The organism is Kitasatospora sp. NPDC096140 (genome assembly GCF_040303045.1).
Classification (GTDB): Bacteria; Actinomycetota; Actinomycetes; order Streptomycetales; family Streptomycetaceae; genus Kitasatospora.
Genome location: NZ_JBEOUW010000021.1, coordinates 1 through 16,662, shown reverse-complemented (window position 1 = coordinate 16,662; position 16,662 = coordinate 1). Strand labels below are relative to the sequence as shown.

The 16,662-nt window shown below is 73.2% G+C and carries 13 protein-coding genes and 1 tRNA gene; 5 read left to right on the top strand and 9 right to left on the bottom strand.

Annotation, left to right across the window (positions count from 1 at the left end; genetic code table 11):
* Positions 1 to 135 precede the first annotated feature (135 nt).
* On the top strand, positions 136 to 861 hold the full coding sequence (locus ABT048_RS22275) for a nuclease-related domain-containing protein (RefSeq protein ID WP_350523193.1): 726 nt from the start codon (positions 136 to 138) through the stop codon (positions 859 to 861).
* A 477-nt stretch (positions 862 to 1,338) separates the two neighbouring features.
* Here the strand turns inward: ABT048_RS22275 and ABT048_RS22270 are convergent.
* Positions 1,339 to 1,410: transfer RNA gene (locus tag ABT048_RS22270), tRNA-Val, on the bottom strand.
* 161 nt (positions 1,411 to 1,571) lie between these two features.
* Between ABT048_RS22270 and ABT048_RS22265 the strand changes: the two genes are divergently transcribed.
* Positions 1,572 to 2,981: a coiled-coil domain-containing protein gene (locus ABT048_RS22265; protein WP_502894055.1), complete on the top strand. Its 1,410-nt coding sequence runs from the start codon at positions 1,572 to 1,574 to the stop codon at positions 2,979 to 2,981.
* 125 nt (positions 2,982 to 3,106) lie between these two features.
* Entirely contained in the window at positions 3,107 to 3,328 is a 222-nt protein-coding gene (locus tag ABT048_RS22260; protein WP_350523191.1) for an FmdB family zinc ribbon protein, read from the top strand.
* A 107-nt stretch (positions 3,329 to 3,435) separates the two neighbouring features.
* Here the strand turns inward: ABT048_RS22260 and ABT048_RS22255 are convergent, their stop codons facing one another.
* From ABT048_RS22255 to ABT048_RS22245, 3 genes are all read right to left on the bottom strand, one after another.
* Positions 3,436 to 4,257 carry an HAD family hydrolase gene (locus ABT048_RS22255; RefSeq protein ID WP_350523190.1) on the bottom strand — a complete coding sequence of 274 codons (822 nt, stop codon included), beginning with the start codon at positions 4,255 to 4,257 and terminating at the stop codon, positions 3,436 to 3,438.
* Complete coding sequence (locus tag ABT048_RS22250) at positions 4,257 to 6,980, bottom strand: phosphoribosyltransferase (protein ID WP_350523189.1); 2,724 nt, start codon at positions 6,978 to 6,980, stop codon at positions 4,257 to 4,259. Before ABT048_RS22250 ends, ABT048_RS22255 begins: the two co-directional genes overlap by 1 nt.
* Positions 6,981 to 7,277: 297 nt before the next feature.
* On the bottom strand, positions 7,278 to 8,489 hold the full coding sequence (locus ABT048_RS22245) for an HpcH/HpaI aldolase/citrate lyase family protein (RefSeq protein WP_350523188.1): 1,212 nt from the start codon (positions 8,487 to 8,489) through the stop codon (positions 7,278 to 7,280).
* 413 nt (positions 8,490 to 8,902) lie between these two features.
* On the opposite strand from ABT048_RS22245, the gene ABT048_RS22240 reads away from it, so the two are divergent.
* The gene (locus tag ABT048_RS22240) at positions 8,903 to 10,093 is read left to right on the top strand and encodes a TerD family protein (RefSeq protein ID WP_350523187.1); all 1,191 of its coding nucleotides are present in this window, start codon (positions 8,903 to 8,905) and stop codon (positions 10,091 to 10,093) included.
* 136 nt (positions 10,094 to 10,229) lie between these two features.
* On the opposite strand, the gene ABT048_RS22235 is transcribed toward ABT048_RS22240, so the two are convergent.
* Entirely contained in the window at positions 10,230 to 10,979 is a 750-nt protein-coding gene (locus tag ABT048_RS22235) for a Tellurium resistance (protein ID WP_350523186.1), read from the bottom strand.
* A gap of 623 nt (positions 10,980 to 11,602) precedes the next feature.
* Between ABT048_RS22235 and ABT048_RS22230 the strand changes: the two genes are divergently transcribed.
* Positions 11,603 to 12,799 (top strand): DUF2637 domain-containing protein, encoded by a 1,197-nt coding sequence (locus ABT048_RS22230; RefSeq protein ID WP_350523185.1) that lies wholly within the window; start codon positions 11,603 to 11,605, stop codon positions 12,797 to 12,799.
* Positions 12,800 to 12,955: 156 nt separating this feature from the next.
* On the opposite strand, the gene ABT048_RS22225 is transcribed toward ABT048_RS22230, so the two are convergent.
* The 4 genes from ABT048_RS22225 to ABT048_RS22210 form a co-directional block, all read right to left on the bottom strand.
* Positions 12,956 to 14,050 carry a DUF475 domain-containing protein gene (locus tag ABT048_RS22225; RefSeq protein WP_350523184.1) on the bottom strand — a complete coding sequence of 365 codons (1,095 nt, stop codon included), beginning with the start codon at positions 14,048 to 14,050 and terminating at the stop codon, positions 12,956 to 12,958.
* Positions 14,051 to 14,196: 146 nt separating this feature from the next.
* Positions 14,197 to 14,775, bottom strand: a complete 579-nt coding sequence (locus ABT048_RS22220) for a TerD family protein (protein ID WP_350523183.1) — start codon at positions 14,773 to 14,775, stop codon at positions 14,197 to 14,199.
* A gap of 327 nt (positions 14,776 to 15,102) precedes the next feature.
* Positions 15,103 to 15,678, bottom strand: a complete 576-nt coding sequence (locus ABT048_RS22215; RefSeq protein WP_350523182.1) for a TerD family protein — start codon at positions 15,676 to 15,678, stop codon at positions 15,103 to 15,105.
* 264 nt (positions 15,679 to 15,942) lie between these two features.
* Positions 15,943 to 16,401, bottom strand: coding sequence for a peroxiredoxin (locus ABT048_RS22210; protein ID WP_350523181.1), 459 nt, complete (start codon positions 16,399 to 16,401; stop codon positions 15,943 to 15,945).
* Positions 16,402 to 16,662: the final 261 nt, after the last annotated feature.

The window sequence follows — 16,662 nt, the reverse complement described above, 5'->3', positions numbered from 1 at the left end:
GAAGGTCGTAACAGTCCCACCCTCCACTTGTCCTCCGCCCTCACCAACCGGTTGACCTCGCTTGGCTGGTGGCCGTCTTGTCAGGGTGCACGACGTCGTGCTGATCTCATGTCAGTGCCGAAGCGGAGGGGCAAAGTGGCGGAACTGACGGTCAAGCCGTGGCGGCGAGCGGGCAAGGATCGGCTGTACGTCAACCTGGCCGGCCCTCGCGGGCAAGCGGTTACGTGGCTGGACTGCACGACCGGGGCCGTCACCATCACCGATGCCGCTTATGAATCATCGGCGCTCGACCGGATCAAGGACTGGTGCCAGACGGGCGGCCGACCGATCCCCCCGCTGACAGTGGTCTACAAGATCTCGTCACCGCCCTCGCCACCCACCCCGGCGCTCGTGCCCCCTCGCCCCACCTCGCCGCCTGTGGTCGCGCCCGCACTGCTGGCGGCACTGCCCACCCTGCCGCTGCTCACGACCGAGGACGATCTCGCTTCCAACCGCCCGGGCGAGGGAGTCCGGGGCATGATCCGGGCTGATGAGAGCAAGCGAAAGTGGCTGGTGCGCGTGGCAGCCAAACTCTCCGGCGACGACCTCACCCGCTCCGAACTGAGCAAGGGGCTCGACGGGGAGAGGCTGGTCGGTGGGCTGCTCGACGGCCTGCGGGCCCACGGCTGGTACGTCCTGCACTCCGTCCCACTGCCGAGCGGTGCGGACATCGACCACGTGGTGATCGGGCCGCCCGGGGTATTCACGGTGAACACCAAACACCACCCCGATGACGCGGTCTGGGTCGGGGACAAGCGGCTCATGGTGAACCGCAACAGCTACCCGTACATAGAGAAATCCAGCCTCGAAGGCAACAAATAGCCGAGCTCCTTCATCGCTGGTGCAGCCTCGCCGTTCCGGTGCACCCCGTAATCGCCGTCGTGGGTGCTCGGACGCTGACACACAGGGGAAAGCCCGATGTCGTTGTGCTGGACGGCGCCCAGATCGTGGCTGCGCTCGGCTCTCGCTCTCCCGTACTCGAACCTCACGGTGCAGCAGCAGTCTTCGATGTCGCCGTCGTCGAAGTGTCTGGACCCAGTTCGGCCGCCGCACTGGTTGAGTCAGGTAGGCAGTCAGTCGGCGAGCAGGCGCCAGCCATCGTGAGTGCGGATTCTCGGGGCCGCAGCGCCTCAGAGGGCGTCCAAGGCGCGTACCGGACGACTGAATCCGGGCCCGCCCTGCTTTCGGCGTGAGTGAGGATGCCCGCTTCCACCGGGTGGCACGGCCAGACTGAGACCCCGGGAACGACCAAGGGCCAGTTCGTGAGGATCACTCCTCCGAACTGGCCCTTCGTGGCTGTGGGCGCGGACGGTTTCGAACCGCCGACATCTGCTTTGTAAGAGCAGCGCTCTACCACTGAGCTACGCGCCCCCGTGCGTGGCCGGGTGGGCGCACGACGAGTGCCTAGGGTACCTGGTCCCGGGGGGTGGTGTGGGCCAGGTGGTCGGGTGGGGCGCGGGCCGGGTGGGGAGCGGGAGGCCGGGGCGGGAGGGGTGGGAGGGGGTGACGGGCCGGTGGGGTGATCGGGGAGAATGGGGGCCGGATCAGCGGGTCGGAGCAGGGAGCGCGCAGTGACGGGTGCCGGCGGGAGCGGGCGGGGGCGGCGTCGGGCGGGGAGTGCGCTGACGGACGCGCTGGTGCTGCCCGTGGTACTGGCGGGTGCGCTGGGCGCGGTGGGACTGGCGTCGGCCGGGACCGGCGGTTGGTGGGGTCGGCGCGGCGGCGGCGAGGGCGTACGGGCGGAGGCCAGGGAGGCCCGGGCCGCGGCGCAGGAGGCGTTCTACGAGCTGGAGGAGACCCAGCGCGAGGTGCAGCTCGCGGTGGAGACGGTCCGCGCGGCCGAGGATGGGGCGACGGCGCAGCGTGCGCTGGCCGATCTGGCGGCGATCTCCGGCCGGGTCGAGCAGGTCACCGTGAACTACCTGGGCGCCCTCGACGCCCACAACCTGGACAGCGAGACCCTGGACGCGGGCACCGCCGCGCAGGCCAAGCGCCGGCTGGAGGACGTGAAGGGGCAGCTGGGCTCCGCCCGCGCCGAGCTGAACGACTTCCTGCGCCGACTGCAGCCGACCGTCGAGCACGCCGAGCAGCAGCTGATGCGGGTCACCCCGGCTGTCGAGCAGGCCAAGCGGGCGCTGCTCACGGCTTCCGACGCGCTGGACGCGGTGCGCGGCGCCGGCCTGCGGGCGGACGACCTGGCGGCCCGGCTGGCCGAACTGGCGCCGGAGCTGGCGCGGCTGAACGAGGGCCCGGCCCGGCACGGGGTCGCCGGGACGCTGCAGCGTGCGGACGAGGTGAAGCAGCGCGCCGGGGCGATCGCCGCCGATGCCGCGCAACTGCCGGAGCGTGCGGGGGAGATCGATCGGCGGGTGGCGAGCCTGCGGACCCGGATCCAGGCGTTGGAGACCAAGGCCGCGACGGTCGAGCCCGCCCTGAGCGAGCTGCGCCGCCGGTTCAGCACCGCGTGCTGGCAGGACCTGCAGCGGGTGCCGGATCAGGTCGCCGAGACCGGGCGCGCCGCCGAGGGCAAGCTCGGCGAGGCCGCCCGCGCCCGGGACGAGCAGCGCTGGGCGGACGCCACCGCCGCGATCGGGACGGTCCGCGCGCTGCTGGACACCGCGGACGGCTCGGTGGTCGCCGTGAACGACCGGCTCCGGCAGCTGAACGAGGTGCAGCACGACCCCAGCCGGGAGATCGAGCGCGCCCGCTTCGCCATCCGGGACGCCCAACGGCTGGCGATGGCCGGGCGCAACGCCCCGGACCCGCGGCACGCCGCCCCGCTGGACGAGGCGGTGGCCCGGCTCGACCGCGCGGTGGCCGTGCTGGAGGCGGCCGGCCGGCACCCCGACTACTGGGCCTTCCTCACCGAGCTGGCGGCGGTGCGGGAGACGGCGGCGCGGGTGATCGGGCTGATCCGCGGCGACCTGGGCGGACACCGCTAGCCGAGGACGTACGGGGGCGGCGGACGACGGGCGGCGGACGGCAGCAGAACGGCAATCGGCAAACGGCCCGAGAGCGGCGGGAGAAGGGCGGGGTGCCGAGCGGGTCGGCTCGGTACCCTGCCGGTATGCCACGCTACGACTTCCGCTGCCGCTCCTGCGGCGCCACCTTCGAACTCCGCCGTCCGATGGCGCAGGCCAACGACCCCGCCGTCTGCCCGCAGGGCCACGAGGACACCGTGAAGCTGCTGTCCGCCGTCGCCGTCACCGGCGCGGCCGCCGGCCGACCGGCCCCCTCCGCCGGGGGTGGCGGCGGCGGCTGTTGCGGCGGCGGCTGCTGCGGGGGCTGACCCCGAGAAGCCACCCCCGAGCGACGCCGGCCCGGGAAGGCGACGCCGGCCCGGGAAGGCAACCCCGGGCCGGGAAGGCAACCCGGCGCGGACCACCCCCGCGCGGACTACCCCGCCGTGGCCCCCGCCAGGAACCGACGGACGATCTCCTCCCCCGCCGTCACCCCCACCTCCTCCAGGGCGGTGACGCCGGGGGCCGTCCAGCCGCTGTCCGCGAGTTCGCCGTGCCCCGGCCGCCACGCCGCGTCCGCCGCGAGCAGCAGGTCCGCGTCGAGCAGCGAGTCCCCGGCCGCGAGCACGGTGGTCGCGCCGCTGCGCCGTACGACCTCGGCGAGGGCCGCGCTCTTGGTGAGCGGCGCCGGGACGGCGTACACCTTGCGGCCCTGCAGCGAGACCGCCCAGCCGCGCTCGGCACACCAGCCGGTCAGCTCCTCCAGCCAGCCGGTCGGCAGCGCGGCGCGCTCGACCACGAGGTAGGCGAACAGCTCGTCGGCGACGCGCCGCTTGTGCGTCCACTCCGGGTCGGCGCACAGCGCGAGCCGCCGGGACACCTCCTCCAGCGGGGCCGAGCCGGCGGCGATCCGCGCGGTGATCTCGGCACGCCAGTCGCCGTCCGGCACGCCGTCCACCAGCAGCTGCCCGCCGTTGGCGCAGATCGCGTACTCGGGTATCCAACCCGGCGTCGGGCCGGGCAGGTTGACCCGCGCGTACTGCTCCGGCGTCCGGGTGGTGGAGGGGACGAAGCGGGCCTGGCGGGCGAGTTCGGCGAGCAGTCCGGCGGCCTCTTCGGTCATGTAGGACAGCGGTCGGCCCTGGTACGTCTCGACGCAGAGCAGCCGTGGCGCGAGCCGGTCTGGGACGTCCAGGGCGAGCGCCCGGTCGGAGTAGATCAGCGTCCGGTCGAGGTCGCTGGCCACCAGAACACCCATCAGGATTCCCTCCCCGAAACCGAGCCCGCAGCCGGGCCCGGAACAGCATGTGAAACAGAGCCGGAGGCCGGGTCCGAACCCGAACCCGAACCGGCAGTCGACCCCGAGCCGGCGGCCGGGTCCGAACCCGAACCGGCGGACCGTCCGTCGGCCCCGGTCGCCCCGCGGCTGTAGCGGGGGTGGATCAGGCCGACGCAGGTGTACGGCAGGTCGTCCACCTCCTCGACCTCGACGCCGCGCTGGGCGGCGAGCAGCCGGACGTGGTCCAGGTCCGCGCCGGCGCCGCGGCGGGCGAGGATCCGCCAGGGGACGCGGCGCAGCAGCACCCGGGTGGTCTCGCCGACACCGGGCTTGACCAGGTTGACGTTGTCGATGCCGTACTCGGCGCTGATCCGCTCGACGGCGGCCCAGCCGGCCCAGTCGGGCGCCCGGTCGGGGTCGTCGGACAGCCGGTCCGCACCCTCGACCGCCTCCGCGCGCACCTCCCCGAAGCACGCGGCCACGGCGTCCAGGAAGGCCGCGGAGACGTCGCTGCCGGCCAGCTCGGCGTAGTGCTTGGCGCCGTGGAAGTCGTTCGGGCCGATCAGGCCGGCCCGCAGGACGGTGCGCGAAACCAGCCCTGACACCGTGGAGTTGAGGCAGGCGGACGGGATCAGGAAGTCGTCCCGGGTGCCGTAGGTGCGCACGCAGCGGCCCGGGTCGGCGAGCACCGCGAGGTCCGGGTCGAAGCCGGTGCCGACCAGCGCGTCGGCGAGTTCGCGGGTGATCGCGCCCTTGCCCGTCCAGCCGTCCACGAACACCACGTCCTCGGAGCGGTGGTGGGCGGCCAGGTACCGCAGCGCGACGGGGTCGATGCCGCGGCCGCGCACGATCGAGACGGCGTAGTGCGGTACGGACAGCTCATGGGCGAAGGCCAGCCAGCGGCGGATCAGGATGCCGACGGGCGTGCCGGCCCGGGCGAGCGAGGCGAGCACCAGCCCGGGGCCGCGTTCGCGCAGGAGCGTCTCGGCGACGGTGCCGACGGCGAGCGCGATCCGGCGGGCGGAGCCGTGCAGCGCCTGGTGGAACAGCTCCTGGTAGCCGGGGCTGGGCTGGTACTCGACCGGCAGCGACTCGGCGTAGTGCGCGCCGCCGTTCTGGACGGCCTCCTCGCGCTCCTCGGTGGGGGCTTCCAGGGCGACCCCGGAGAGGTCCTTGAGCAGCCACGCCACCTCCTCGGCCCGGTACGAGGAGAACGCCGGCCCGTACAACGGGGTCGGCAGCAGCGACGAGGACAGCGGCGTCGGCACAAGCGTCGGCTCCGCGACCGCCGCGGCCCCGGTCACCGGCTCCGCACCTACCGGAGCCCCGCCGACCGGCCGGTGCGAGGGCAGCACCGCGAGCACCACCCGGTCGGTGACCTGCCGCAGCTGGCCGAGCAGCGCCCGCTCGCCCCGGTGCAGCGCCGGGGTGTCGGCGACGTCGTCGACCACCAGCACGACGGCCTCGAAGCGCCGCGCCGGGTCGCTGCCGGGAGCGACGTTGTACGCGTAGCGCTCGCGCGAGGCGTCGTCCTGCGGGTCGTCGTGGGCGGGGAAGGCCAGCCGGGTGCGGATGGCGTAGCCCGGGTCGTCGACCGCCAGGACGGGCGAGCGGGTGGTGGTGGAGTAGCGGACGCGGTCGCCGCCGAGCCGCTCGGCCAGGGCATCGGCCAGGCGCAGCGGCGTGTACATCAGCTCCTCGAAGCCGAGCACCAGCACCCGCTGGGCCTCGGCGGGCAGGGCGTCGGCCAGCTGCCCGGCGAGCCGGGGCAGGGCGGCGTCCAGCCGGGCGCGGTCGCGGGCGGTGAAGCCGTGCCGGCCGCCGTCCGGGAGGCCCGCGGGCCAGTCCAGCTCGACCCGGGCCAGCGGCGCGGGCTCGGCCGCATCAGGCGCATCGGTCACATCGGTCACATCGGCCGCCCCGGGCGCACCAGCCGAACCGACACCGGCCACATCAGCCGCACCGGCCGCACCAGCCGCACCAGGCAGCTCGGCCGCCGCCTCCGCGATCAGCCGTTCGGCCCGCTCCAGCACGTCCGCGGGCAGCTCGACGCCCCCGCTCGCAGTGGCGACCAGGTCGAGCCGGACGCCGAGTTCGGCGGCGGCGTCGGTGAGCCGGTCCCGGTCGTCGGCCGAGCGCAGGTCGACCAGCGCGACCACGACGTAGTGGTCGCGCGGGTGCCGGGCGTGCAGTTCGCGGATCGTGTTGAGGATCGTCCGGCCGGTCGAGAACTCGTCGTCCACCAGCACCAGCGGCCCGTCGCCGGCGAACAGTTCGGGGTCGGCCGGGAGCAGCAGGTGCGAGGTGGCGTGCGAGTGCTCCTCCTCGAAGCCGCCGAGCGGCGGGATTCCGGGCACCGGGCGGCGGGTGGAGTGCAGGTAGGGGGCGTCGAGGCCGTCGGCGACGCTGTGGCCGAGGCCGGTGGCGGTCTCCGCGTAGCCGAGGACGACGGCCCGCGCGGCCGTTTCCTCGCCGAGCAGTCCGCGGACCCGGCGGCCGAGTTCGAGCCCGGCGCCGTGGACCACCGAGGGGCTCTGCGGCACGTGCTTGCCGAGCACGTTGGAGACGAGCAGGTGGGCGCGCTTGCGGTTCTCCCGGAGGGCCAGCCCGACGAGTTCGGGGAGGCGCTCGGAGCCGGTCAGCACGATCCCGGCCCGGTCGGCGACCCAACGGCCGGTCCACGTCTGGGGTGTTGCTGTCACTGCTGGTCCTGCCTTCGGTGGTGCGATGGTGCGATGGTCATGTCCGGCTCGTCGGGTCCGCTCCGCCGTACGGGACCGTCCTGCCGACCGTACGGGAACCGTCCTACCCGACCGTACGGATACCGTCCTACCCGCCGTTCCGGAACCGGAGGGAACGCCCCGGCCTCGGCCGCACGAACAGCGGGAACGCCCCGGCCTCGGCCGCACGAACAGCGGGAGCGACCCGGCCCCGGCCGCACGAACAGCGGGGACGCCCCGGCCCGGCCGCACGAACAGCGCGGACGCCCCGGCCCGGCCTCAGGCGCACAGGCAGGCCGAGAGCAGCTCCGCGAAGCTGACGTCCTCACGGGCCACGCCGAACACCTCCGCCCGCAGCAGTATCCGCTCCGCCCAGGCCCGGTGCGGCCGGGCCTCGTTCATCTTGTTGGTGTACGCCGAACGCAGCACCCCGCCGCCGTCCTGCTCCTGGCGGAGGATGTCACGGGCGTCGCAGTACTCCTCGTGCGTGACCACGGAGAGGGCGTGCACGGCGGGCACGTGACTGGGGTGGATGCAGGTCTTGCCGAGCAGGCCGTTGGCCCGGTCGAGTTCGACCTCCCGGATCAGCCCGTCCAGGTCGTGTTCGATGATCCGCCGGCGGACCTCCTCGCCGGAGGCCCGGCCCGTCCCGACCGCGTCGGTGCCGAACGAGGCCTCGGTGAACGGGGTGCGGCGCAGCTGCGGCTTGAACATCCGCTCCTGCACCGGGAAGTACTCCCAGACCGGACCGGTGACGGTGTGCCCCGTGCCGTCCGCCCGGCCGAGCACGTTGACGACGTCCCCGATCACCGCCGCGACCAGCGCGACGTCGTACGCGGTGAGGTCGGGCGAGCGCCGCAGGCCGTACGCCGAGCAGAGGTCGGTGACGCCGAGGCGGACGGCGAGCACCCGCTCCCGGTACCCGGCGAGCAGCTCGGCGATGCCGAAGAGCTGCTCGCGCCGGGTCTCCAGGTGGGCCAGCTCGGGCGATTCCAGGACGGGCATGGCGAACAGCCGCCGCCCGGTGGCGGCCTCGGCGGCGGCGAGCGCGGCCAGGTACTCGGCGCCGTTCGCCGGGGTGAACTTGGGCAGGACGAACCCGCTGAGCAGCTCGACGGCCGGACCGAGCCGCTCGGCCAGGTCGGGAATCTGAGCGGCGGCACGGACTCTGATGAAGAGCAGTGGATGACCTTGTGCGCAGTCGGTGAAATCCTTGACCAGGTCATTCAGCTGCTCGACCAGGTTCCGCTCCCCGGCGTCCACCTCGTGGTCGGCGATCGCGTCCTCCAGGCAGAGCACCATCGACACCACGCCCCGAGCCGCCTGCTTGCGGATGTCGGCGGCCAGTGCGGGCCTGGTGGCGGGGCTGTAGAGGGTGCCGCCGAGCGCGGTGGCGAGCACCCCGGGCTCGCTCCGCGCGGTGAACGTGCGCGGCTGCTCCAGGAAGAGCCGGCCGCGTACGTCCTCGGCGAGGTGGCCGAAATGGCGCAAGGTGCTCTCCTCCAGGAAGTGGACGGGCCTCCGGCCCCCTGCCGACGCTGCCCCTGCCGCCGGACGGCGTCCTCGGCGGCCGCCGACGGCCTCGTCGACCGTCGGACAGCCACGCCGACCGGCCGACACCCTGGTCAACCGGCCGACCGGGCGCCGTGGTTCCCCGGACGCGCCGCCGGTGGACGCCCCTCCGTCGAACCCCCGGGGCCTTCAGACCGCCCATCGTACGGACGGGATCCGGCCGCTCCCGGTTCCCCGGCACTGAACTCCCGGAACATCCCGGTCCACTTGGACGATCATGGGCCGGGCGGCGGCAAACCCCGGGAAGCGCAAGTCTTGGCAAAGTCCGCCCCGGCGCGAACCGGTCCGGTCACGTTGTCCGAAGGGGTGGCGAACGGGCAGGATGGTCCGCTATGACGCACGTGATGGCCAAGGGCGCCAACATCGCACTGCCGGCGGCGGCGGTCCGCGCCGTGCTGCGCTGGAGCGCCGCGCCCGGTGCGCCGGACGTGGACGCGTCCGCGCTGCTGCTCGGCGCCACCGGCAAGGTCCGTTCGGACGCCGACTTCGTCTTCTACAACCAGCCGCGCCACCCGTCCGGCCTGGTCCGCCACCTGCCCAAGCAGCAGACCTCCGGCGGCGCCGAGATCATCGACACGATCGAGGTCGAACTCGCCAAGCTGCCCGCCGACGTGGACCGCGTGGTGCTGGCCGGCTCCTCCGAGGGCGGGCCCTTCCGCGCGGTGCCGGGGCTGCGGCTGCTGCTGTTCGACGCCGCGGCCGGTGACGGCGCGCCCGCGCTGGCCGAGTTCGAGATCAGCGACGCCGAGAGCGTGACCGCGCTGGTCGCGGGCGAGCTGTACCGGCGCTCCGGGTCCTGGAAGTTCCGGGCGATCGGCCAGGGCTACACCTCCGGGCTGATCGGCCTGGCCACCGACTTCGGCATCACCGTCGAGGACGAGGCCGCGGGCGCGGCGCCCGACCAGGTGGCGGCCCCGGCGCCCGCCTCCACCGCCTCCCCGACCGGTGCGGTGGACCCGCGCAGCACCCCGCTCCCGGACCCGCGCTCGACCGCCGCCGAGCCGGGCACCTTCACCCTGGCCCCGGCCGTCCCGCCGACCCCGCCCCCGGCCGGCGCCCCGACCCCGGTCGGGGCCACCGCGGGCGCGCCGACGGCCGCCCCCGCCGCACCGACGACCCCGCCGCCGCCCACCGCCCCGCCGACCCTGCCGCCCCCGCCGGCCGCCCCGCCCACCGCGCCGCCGGGCCACCGGCCCGGTACCGGCTACGGCTACCCCCAGCAGCAACCCGGCACGGGGTACGGCTACCCGCAGCAGCAGCCCGGGACCGGCTACGGCTACCCGCAGGCCACCCAGCCGTACCAGCAGCAGTCGGGCACCGGGTACGGCTACCCCCAGCCGACCCAGCCCGTCCCGCCGCAGCCGCACCCGGGCAGCTACGGCTACCCGCAGCCGGGCACCGGCCAGCAGCCGCCCGTCCCGCCGCAGCCGCCGACGGCCCAGCCGACGAACGCGCAGCCCCCGGCGCCCACCGGCGAGGAGTTCGCGCTGCCGCCGCAGGGCCCGCAGTTCCAGCCCCGCTGACGCCCACCCGGGGTGGCGGCCGCCCGATGGCGGCGGCCCCGCCCCGGACCGCAGCCTCCCCGGGCCGGCAGCCGCCGCCCCCGGCCGACAGCAACCCCCGACCGGGCCGACAGGAACCCCGCTCCGGCGCCACCCGTCAGTCGCCGCCCGGCTGGCTCTTGTAGCCGCGCTGCCACTGCATCCCGAAGCCGTACAGCCGGTCGATGTCCGACTGGAACCCGTTGACGTACCGCACCTCGCGGCGCACCGTGAGCTGGTTGTCCCCGGCGTTCTCGATCAGCACCACCGCGCAGGAGCGCGCCGCCCGGGCCCGCTCCTCCAGCTTGATCTCGATCCGCGGGCCGGTCTGCGGCACGATCGTCACCACCGCCTGCGACTGCTCGAAGGCCGGCGTGCCGTCGTAGATGTAGACGAAGATCAACAGCCGCTTGAACTTGTCCTTCTTCTCCAGGTTGACGTACATCGTCTCGCCCGACGGCGCCCCGTACTGGTCGTCGCCGCTGAGCTTGACGTACGGCGCGTTCTGGAGGTCGCCGAAGAGGCCGCCGAGCGGCTGCACCACACCCGTGGACCCGTCGGAGAGTTCGTACATGCAGGCCAGGTCGAGGTCGACGTTCATCGCCTCGCTGCTCTGCGGAGAGTCCGGCTCCAGCGGGCTGAGGATCCGCGGGCTGAAGAACCGCTTGATCGTGTCCCGGGTGCTCGGCCGACCGGCGCCGGCCCGCATCGACCAGTGCAGGTTGACGTAGAGGTAGCCGGTGGTGGCGGCCGACCCGGTGATCGCGTGCTGCGGGGCCGACTTGGTGAGTATGACCTTGTGCTGACCGCCCGGGTTGTCGAAGGTGTAGCTCCGGTCCCCGCGCAGGTACTCCCAGATCGAGACCATCCCGTCCTCTCCCCCTGCTCCCGCCAGGCGATCTGACGGTCCGCCGACCAATGATCGGGCATCGGCCCGGCCGACGGATACCCCGTCCGCCCCCTCCCCTACCCCGTCCGGCCACCCACCCGCCACCGACGGGCCGACCACCGCACGCGCCGGCGCGCACGCCGGCGGGCACACGAACGGCCGCACGAGCAGCTGCACGACCGGGCGCCGCCGCCCGAACGGGCGACCGAGAAGCGGCCGACGGCCGACCCACCTCGACCGGGCACGGGCCCGCCGTCGACCGACCGCCGGGCGCACCATCGGCCCAACCGCCGGGCGCACCACGGGCGCACGGCAGGACACACAACCGGGCGCCACCTGCCGGACCACCAGGCGAACCACGGACGAACCCCGGGCGAACCGGTGGGTCGATTGGCCCCAGCCAGCCGCCCTCCCGTAACATGCCGCCCCTTCGGACGCGATATCGTCTAGCCGCACAGGTGTCCCGTCCGCCCCTGCGCGGGCGCGGTGGGCACACCGTGCGGCGACGAACGAACCGTCAGGCAGTGCCCGCACGGCGGGCCCTGACCGCCTGTGTCGCACTGTGAACCTGTCCCCTTCGGAAACCCGAGGCCCGACCCGCAATGAACCTGACCTCCATACAGCTGGTCTGGACCGTCGTCGGCGGCGCAGCCCTGCTGTTCGTCGCCGTCCTGATGGCGACGCTGCGTTTCAAGAGCTCGAAGAAGGACGAGGCCACCGACTCCTGGGAGCGCAGCGAGGAGCGCCGCCGCCGCAAGGAGATGATCTACGGGATCTCCTCGTACACGCTGCTGTTCTGCTGTGCCGGTGTCGCCGCCGCGCTGTCCTTCCACGGCCTGGTCGGCTTCGGCAAGGAGAACCTGGGCCTGGCCGACGGCTGGGAGTACCTCGTCCCGTTCGGCCTGGACGGCGCCGCGATGTTCTGCTCGGTGCTCGCCGTCCGCGAGGCCAGCCACGGTGACGCCGCGCTCGGTTCCCGCCTGCTGGTCTGGGTGTTCGCGATCGCCTCGGCCTGGTTCAACTGGGTGCACGCCCCGCGCGGCTTCGGCCACGCCGGCGCCCCGCAGTTCTTCTCCGGCATGTCGATCTCGGCGGCGATACTGTTCGACCGCGCGCTGAAGCAGACCCGCAAGGCCGCGCTGCGCGAGCAGGGCCTCGTCCCCCGCCCGCTGCCGCAGATCCGCATCGTCCGCTGGCTGCGCGCCCCGCGCGAGACCTACGCGGCCTGGTCGCTGATGCTGCTGGAGAACGTCCGCAGCCTGGACGAGGCGGTCGAGGAGGTGCGCGAGGAGCGCCAGGCGAAGCTGGACGCCAAGGCCCGCGCCCGCACCGCCGACCGCCGCGAGCGTGCCGAGCTGAAGGCCATCTCCCGCCAGGGCGGCGGCATGCTGGCCCGGGCCCGCGGTGGCCGCCAGGTGCCCGCCCTCACGGCTGCCGGAGACGGCCCGAGCGCTACGGAGCCTGCCCTAGCCGCGGAGTCCGACGCCACCACCCCGACCTCGCAGGCCTCCACCTCCTCGCTGGAGCCCGCCGCCCTGGACACCGGCCGCCGCCCCCGCGCCGCCGTCGGCTCCTCGTACTCCTCCTCGTACTCGTCCCCCTCGACGTACTCGTCCCCCTCGACGTACTCGTCCTCCTCGTACTCCTCCACGTCCTCCTCGTCCTCCTCGACCGACGCCCTCGGTTCGTCCCGTCGCAGCTCGTCCATCGACCTGACGGCCGACGACGACACCCTGGCGATGCCGAAGCTGGACTCGCTGGAGCGCAAGCTGCGCGCGATCGAGCAGCAGCTCGGCTGACCCGGCCGCCCGCACGACGCGAAACGGCCGCCCCCGGGGTTTCCCGGGGGCGGCCGTTTCGCGTGTCCGGCTCAGTTCAGGCGCTGTGTCCGGCGCTGTGTCCGGCGCTTGTCCGACTCTGTGTCCGGCTACGAGCCGACTACGTGTCCGAGCCGGCTACTTGCCCGACCCGACCAGCTCCGGCTCGTCCTCCGCGCCCTCGCGCCGGTTGCGCAGGATCGAGGAGCCGAGCGCGAGCCCGATGAAGGCGACGCCGATCAGGCCGGTGACGATCTCGGGGATGTGGTACTTGATCCCGACCAGCAGGATCGCCGCCAGCGCGCCGATCGCGTAGTGCGCGCCGTGCTCCAGGTAGACGTAGTCGTCCAGGGTGCCCTTGCGGACCAGGAAGACGGTCAGCGAGCGGATGTACATCGCGCCGATGCCGAGGCCCAGGGTGATCTGGAAGATGTCGCTGGAGATGGCGAACGCGCCGACGACGCCGTCGAAGGAGAACGACGCGTCCAGGACCTCCAGGTAGAGGAACAGGAAGAACGCGGCCTTGCCGGCGACCTGGACGACCGACTTGCCGGCCTTCTCGGCCTCCTCCTCGCGCTCGGCCTCGGCCTCCAGACCCGACTCGAAGATCGAGGAGAGGCCGTTGACCGCGAGGTAGGTGATCAGGCCGAGGACGCCGGAGAGCAGTACGGTCTCGGCGTGCTCGGCGGCGAAGAAGCGGGCGGCCAGCACCAGCGAGACCAGGGCGATGACGACGGACAGGGCGTCCAGCTTGCCGATCTTCTCCAGCGGGCGCTCCAGCCAGCTCAGCCAGTTGTGCTCCTTCTCCTCGAACACGAAGTCCAGGAAGATCATGAGCAGGAAGACGCCACCGAAGGCGGCGATGGCCGGGTTGGCGGCTTCCAGGTACTGGCCGTAGGTGAGGCCGTCGTGGGTCTTGTCGGAGTGCAGCGCCAGGTCGATGACCGTCGCCGGGTCGAGCTTCGCGGTGAGGCCGACGACCAGCAGCGGGAAGATCAGGCGCATGCCGAAGACGGCGATGAGCACGCCGACGGTCAGGAAGATCTTCTGCCAGTACGGGTTCATCCGCTTCAACACCGTGGCGTTGACCACCGCGTTGTCGAACGACAGGGAGATCTCCAGGATGGAGAGGATCAGCACGATGCCGAAGCCTTGGGCTCCCCAGAGCAGTCCGGCCGCGGCCAGGCCGATGGCGGTGATCGCGAACGACCAGCCGAATGTGCGGAGGAACACGGGAGTTGGCTACCTTTCGGGTTCTGGCCGTGCCGGGGGCGGCCTCGTCCCCGAGACGCCCTGACCGGGCCCCGCCCGGTCAGGTCACCCCCGCACTGCCCTCAGTTCTCATGATCGGGTCGGGTGCGATGGTCCGATTTCCGCCCTTACTGTACGTTCACCCCGAAGTCGAGCGCGATGCCGCGCAGGCCGGAGGCGTACCCCTGGCCCACCGCGCGGAACTTCCACTCGCCCGCGTAGCGGTACAGCTCGCCGAAGATCATCGCAGTCTCGCTGGACGCGTCCTCGGACAGGTCGTAGCGGGCGATCTCCTGGCCGTCGACCGAGTTGACGACCCGGATGTAGGCGTTGCGGACCTGCCCGAAGTTCTGCAGCCGCGGCTCGGCGTCGTAGATCGACACCGCGAAGACCACCTTGTCCGCCTGCGCCGGGACGAGGTCCAGGTTGACCAGGACCACCTCGTCGTCACCCGTGTCGTCGCCACCGGTGAGGTTGTCGCCCTGGTGCTCCACCGAGCCCTCGGGGCTCTTGAGGTTGTTGTAGAAGACGAAGTACTCGTCGCCGAGCACCCGCCCGCCACCGCAGAGCAGGGCGCTCGCATCGAGGTCGAACGGTGCGCCCGTGGTCGAACGGGCGGACCAGCCGAGGCCGATCTGGACCTGCGTCAGGTTCGGCGCGGCCTTGGTGAGCGAGACGTTGCCACCCTTGGCGAGCGTGACCACCATGACGTTCTTCCTCCCTTGCTTCTCCCGGGGCGCCTTCCAGGTGTAGTCCCCCGCGGCCCCGGCCGACCGGCTCCGGTCGGCTGAACTTCCTGAACTCACATCCTCGCAGCGCGACGGGCCCCCGCGGGACCGGGTCGGACGAACACCGACCCGCCGGCACCCGCCCACCCGCGCGACGCCCGAACTACCGCCCGGGACAGCCGTGAAGGCGGCAACGGCGGCAGTGGCGGCGGAAGCGGCGGAAGCGACCGGAGAAGCCGGGGCGGCCCGGACCCTCTGCGGGTCCGGGCCGCCCCGGCTGGAACGCGCCGCAGGGCGCCGAGTGACTCAGACGTTGACGCCGAAGTCCTGCGCGATGCCGCGCAGGCCGGAGGCGTAGCCCTGGCCGATGGCGCGGAACTTCCACTCGGCGCCGTTGCGGTACAGCTCGCCGAAGACCATCGCGGTCTCGGTGGAGGCGTCCTCGGAGAGGTCGTAACGCGCCAGCTCCGTGTTGTCCGCCTGGTTCACCACGCGGATGAAGGCGTTGCGCACCTGGCCGAAGTTCTGGCTGCGGCTCTCGGCGTCGTAGATCGACACCGGGAAGACGATCTTCTCCACGTCCGCCGGAACGCCGGCCAGGTTGACCTTGATCGCCTCGTCGTCGCCCTCGCCCTCGCCGGTGAGGTTGTCGCCGGTGTGCTCGACCGAGCCGTCCGGGCTCTTCAGGTTGTTGAAGAACACGAAGTTGCCGTCCGAGGCGACCTTGCCCTGGGCGTTGCAGAGCAGTGCGCTGGCGTCCAGGTCGAAGTCCGCACCGGTGGTGGTCCGGACGTCCCAGCCCAGGCCGACGATCACGGCCGTGAGCCCGGGCGCCTCCTTGGTGAGCGAGACGTTGCCGCCCTTGCTGAGGCTGACTCCCACGTGTCCTCCAAGATTCGGGAGGCACGCCCTGTGGTGCCCCCGGTGGTGCGGTTCGGGGCGCCGGGAACGCACCGGCTCCCGCACCCCACTCCGCCAACGGCCCGAGCGTAGTACGCGGTTCCCGTGCGCAGCGCGGATGCGGTCGGACACGACCGTCCGGCACCCGGGCGGCCGGGTTCCGGCCTGCCGTGGCCCCGCGGCGGCCCCGCAGTGGCCCCCGCAGCGGTCCGGCCCCGGCCCCGCGGCGGACGGCCGGGGCGGGGCTCAGAGCCCGGCGAGGACCCTCAGGTACTCCTGCTCGTCCCGGGCGTCCGGGAGGCCGTTGACGACGCTCCAGCGCACCGTGCCGGCCTTGTCGATCACGAAGGTCCCGCGCAGCGGGCAGCCGCGCTCCTCGTCGAGCACGCCGTACGCCCGGGTGACCCCGCCGTGCGGCCAGAAGTCGGCGAGCAGCGGGAACTCCAGGCCCTCGCGGTCGGCGAGGACGCGCTGGGAGAACTGCGAGTCGCAGGAGAGGCCGAGCACCTGGACGTCGTCGTTCTGCAGCCCGGCCAGTTCGCGCTGGATCGCGCCCAGCTCGCCGGTGCAGACGCCGGTGAAGGCGAACGGGTAGAAGACCAGGACGACGTTCTTCTCACCGCGGAAGTCGGCGAGCCGGACGGACTCCCCGTGCTGGTTGTTGAGCTCGAAGTCCGGAGCCCGGGTGCCGACCTCGATGGCCATGGACGGGACCTTTCTGACGCGACCGCGCCGCGCGGCGGGCGCAGCGGGCCCATCCTCGCATCCGCTTACGCGCGTTCGGCCGAACGGATGAGGCGGGCCCGTCGGGCACCCGCCCGCTTCCGCCCTGAGCGAACGCGGCACGGCCTGCGCCGATCGGGTCGGGAGGCGGCCGGGAAGTCGTCGGAGGACACCGGAGACCGGCGGGCGGTGCAGGAGACCGGGGCACCCCCGGAAGGCCCGGCAAAAAGCGCCGGGCCCCGC

Coding starts and splice junctions, on each gene's coding strand:
- ABT048_RS22265 (WP_502894055.1), top strand. CDS start 1,572: ATGGGGGCCGGATCAGCGGGTCGGAGCAGGGAGCGCGCAGTGACGGGT.
- ABT048_RS22260 (WP_350523191.1), top strand. CDS start 3,107: ATGCCACGCTACGACTTCCGCTGCCGCTCCTGCGGCGCCACCTTCGAA.
- ABT048_RS22255 (WP_350523190.1), bottom strand. CDS start 4,257: ATGGGTGTTCTGGTGGCCAGCGACCTCGACCGGACGCTGATCTACTCC.
- ABT048_RS22240 (WP_350523187.1), top strand. CDS start 8,903: ATGACGCACGTGATGGCCAAGGGCGCCAACATCGCACTGCCGGCGGCG.
- ABT048_RS22235 (WP_350523186.1), bottom strand. CDS start 10,979: ATGGTCTCGATCTGGGAGTACCTGCGCGGGGACCGGAGCTACACCTTC.
- ABT048_RS22230 (WP_350523185.1), top strand. CDS start 11,603: ATGAACCTGACCTCCATACAGCTGGTCTGGACCGTCGTCGGCGGCGCA.
- ABT048_RS22220 (WP_350523183.1), bottom strand. CDS start 14,775: ATGGTGGTCACGCTCGCCAAGGGTGGCAACGTCTCGCTCACCAAGGCC.
- ABT048_RS22210 (WP_350523181.1), bottom strand. CDS start 16,401: ATGGCCATCGAGGTCGGCACCCGGGCTCCGGACTTCGAGCTCAACAAC.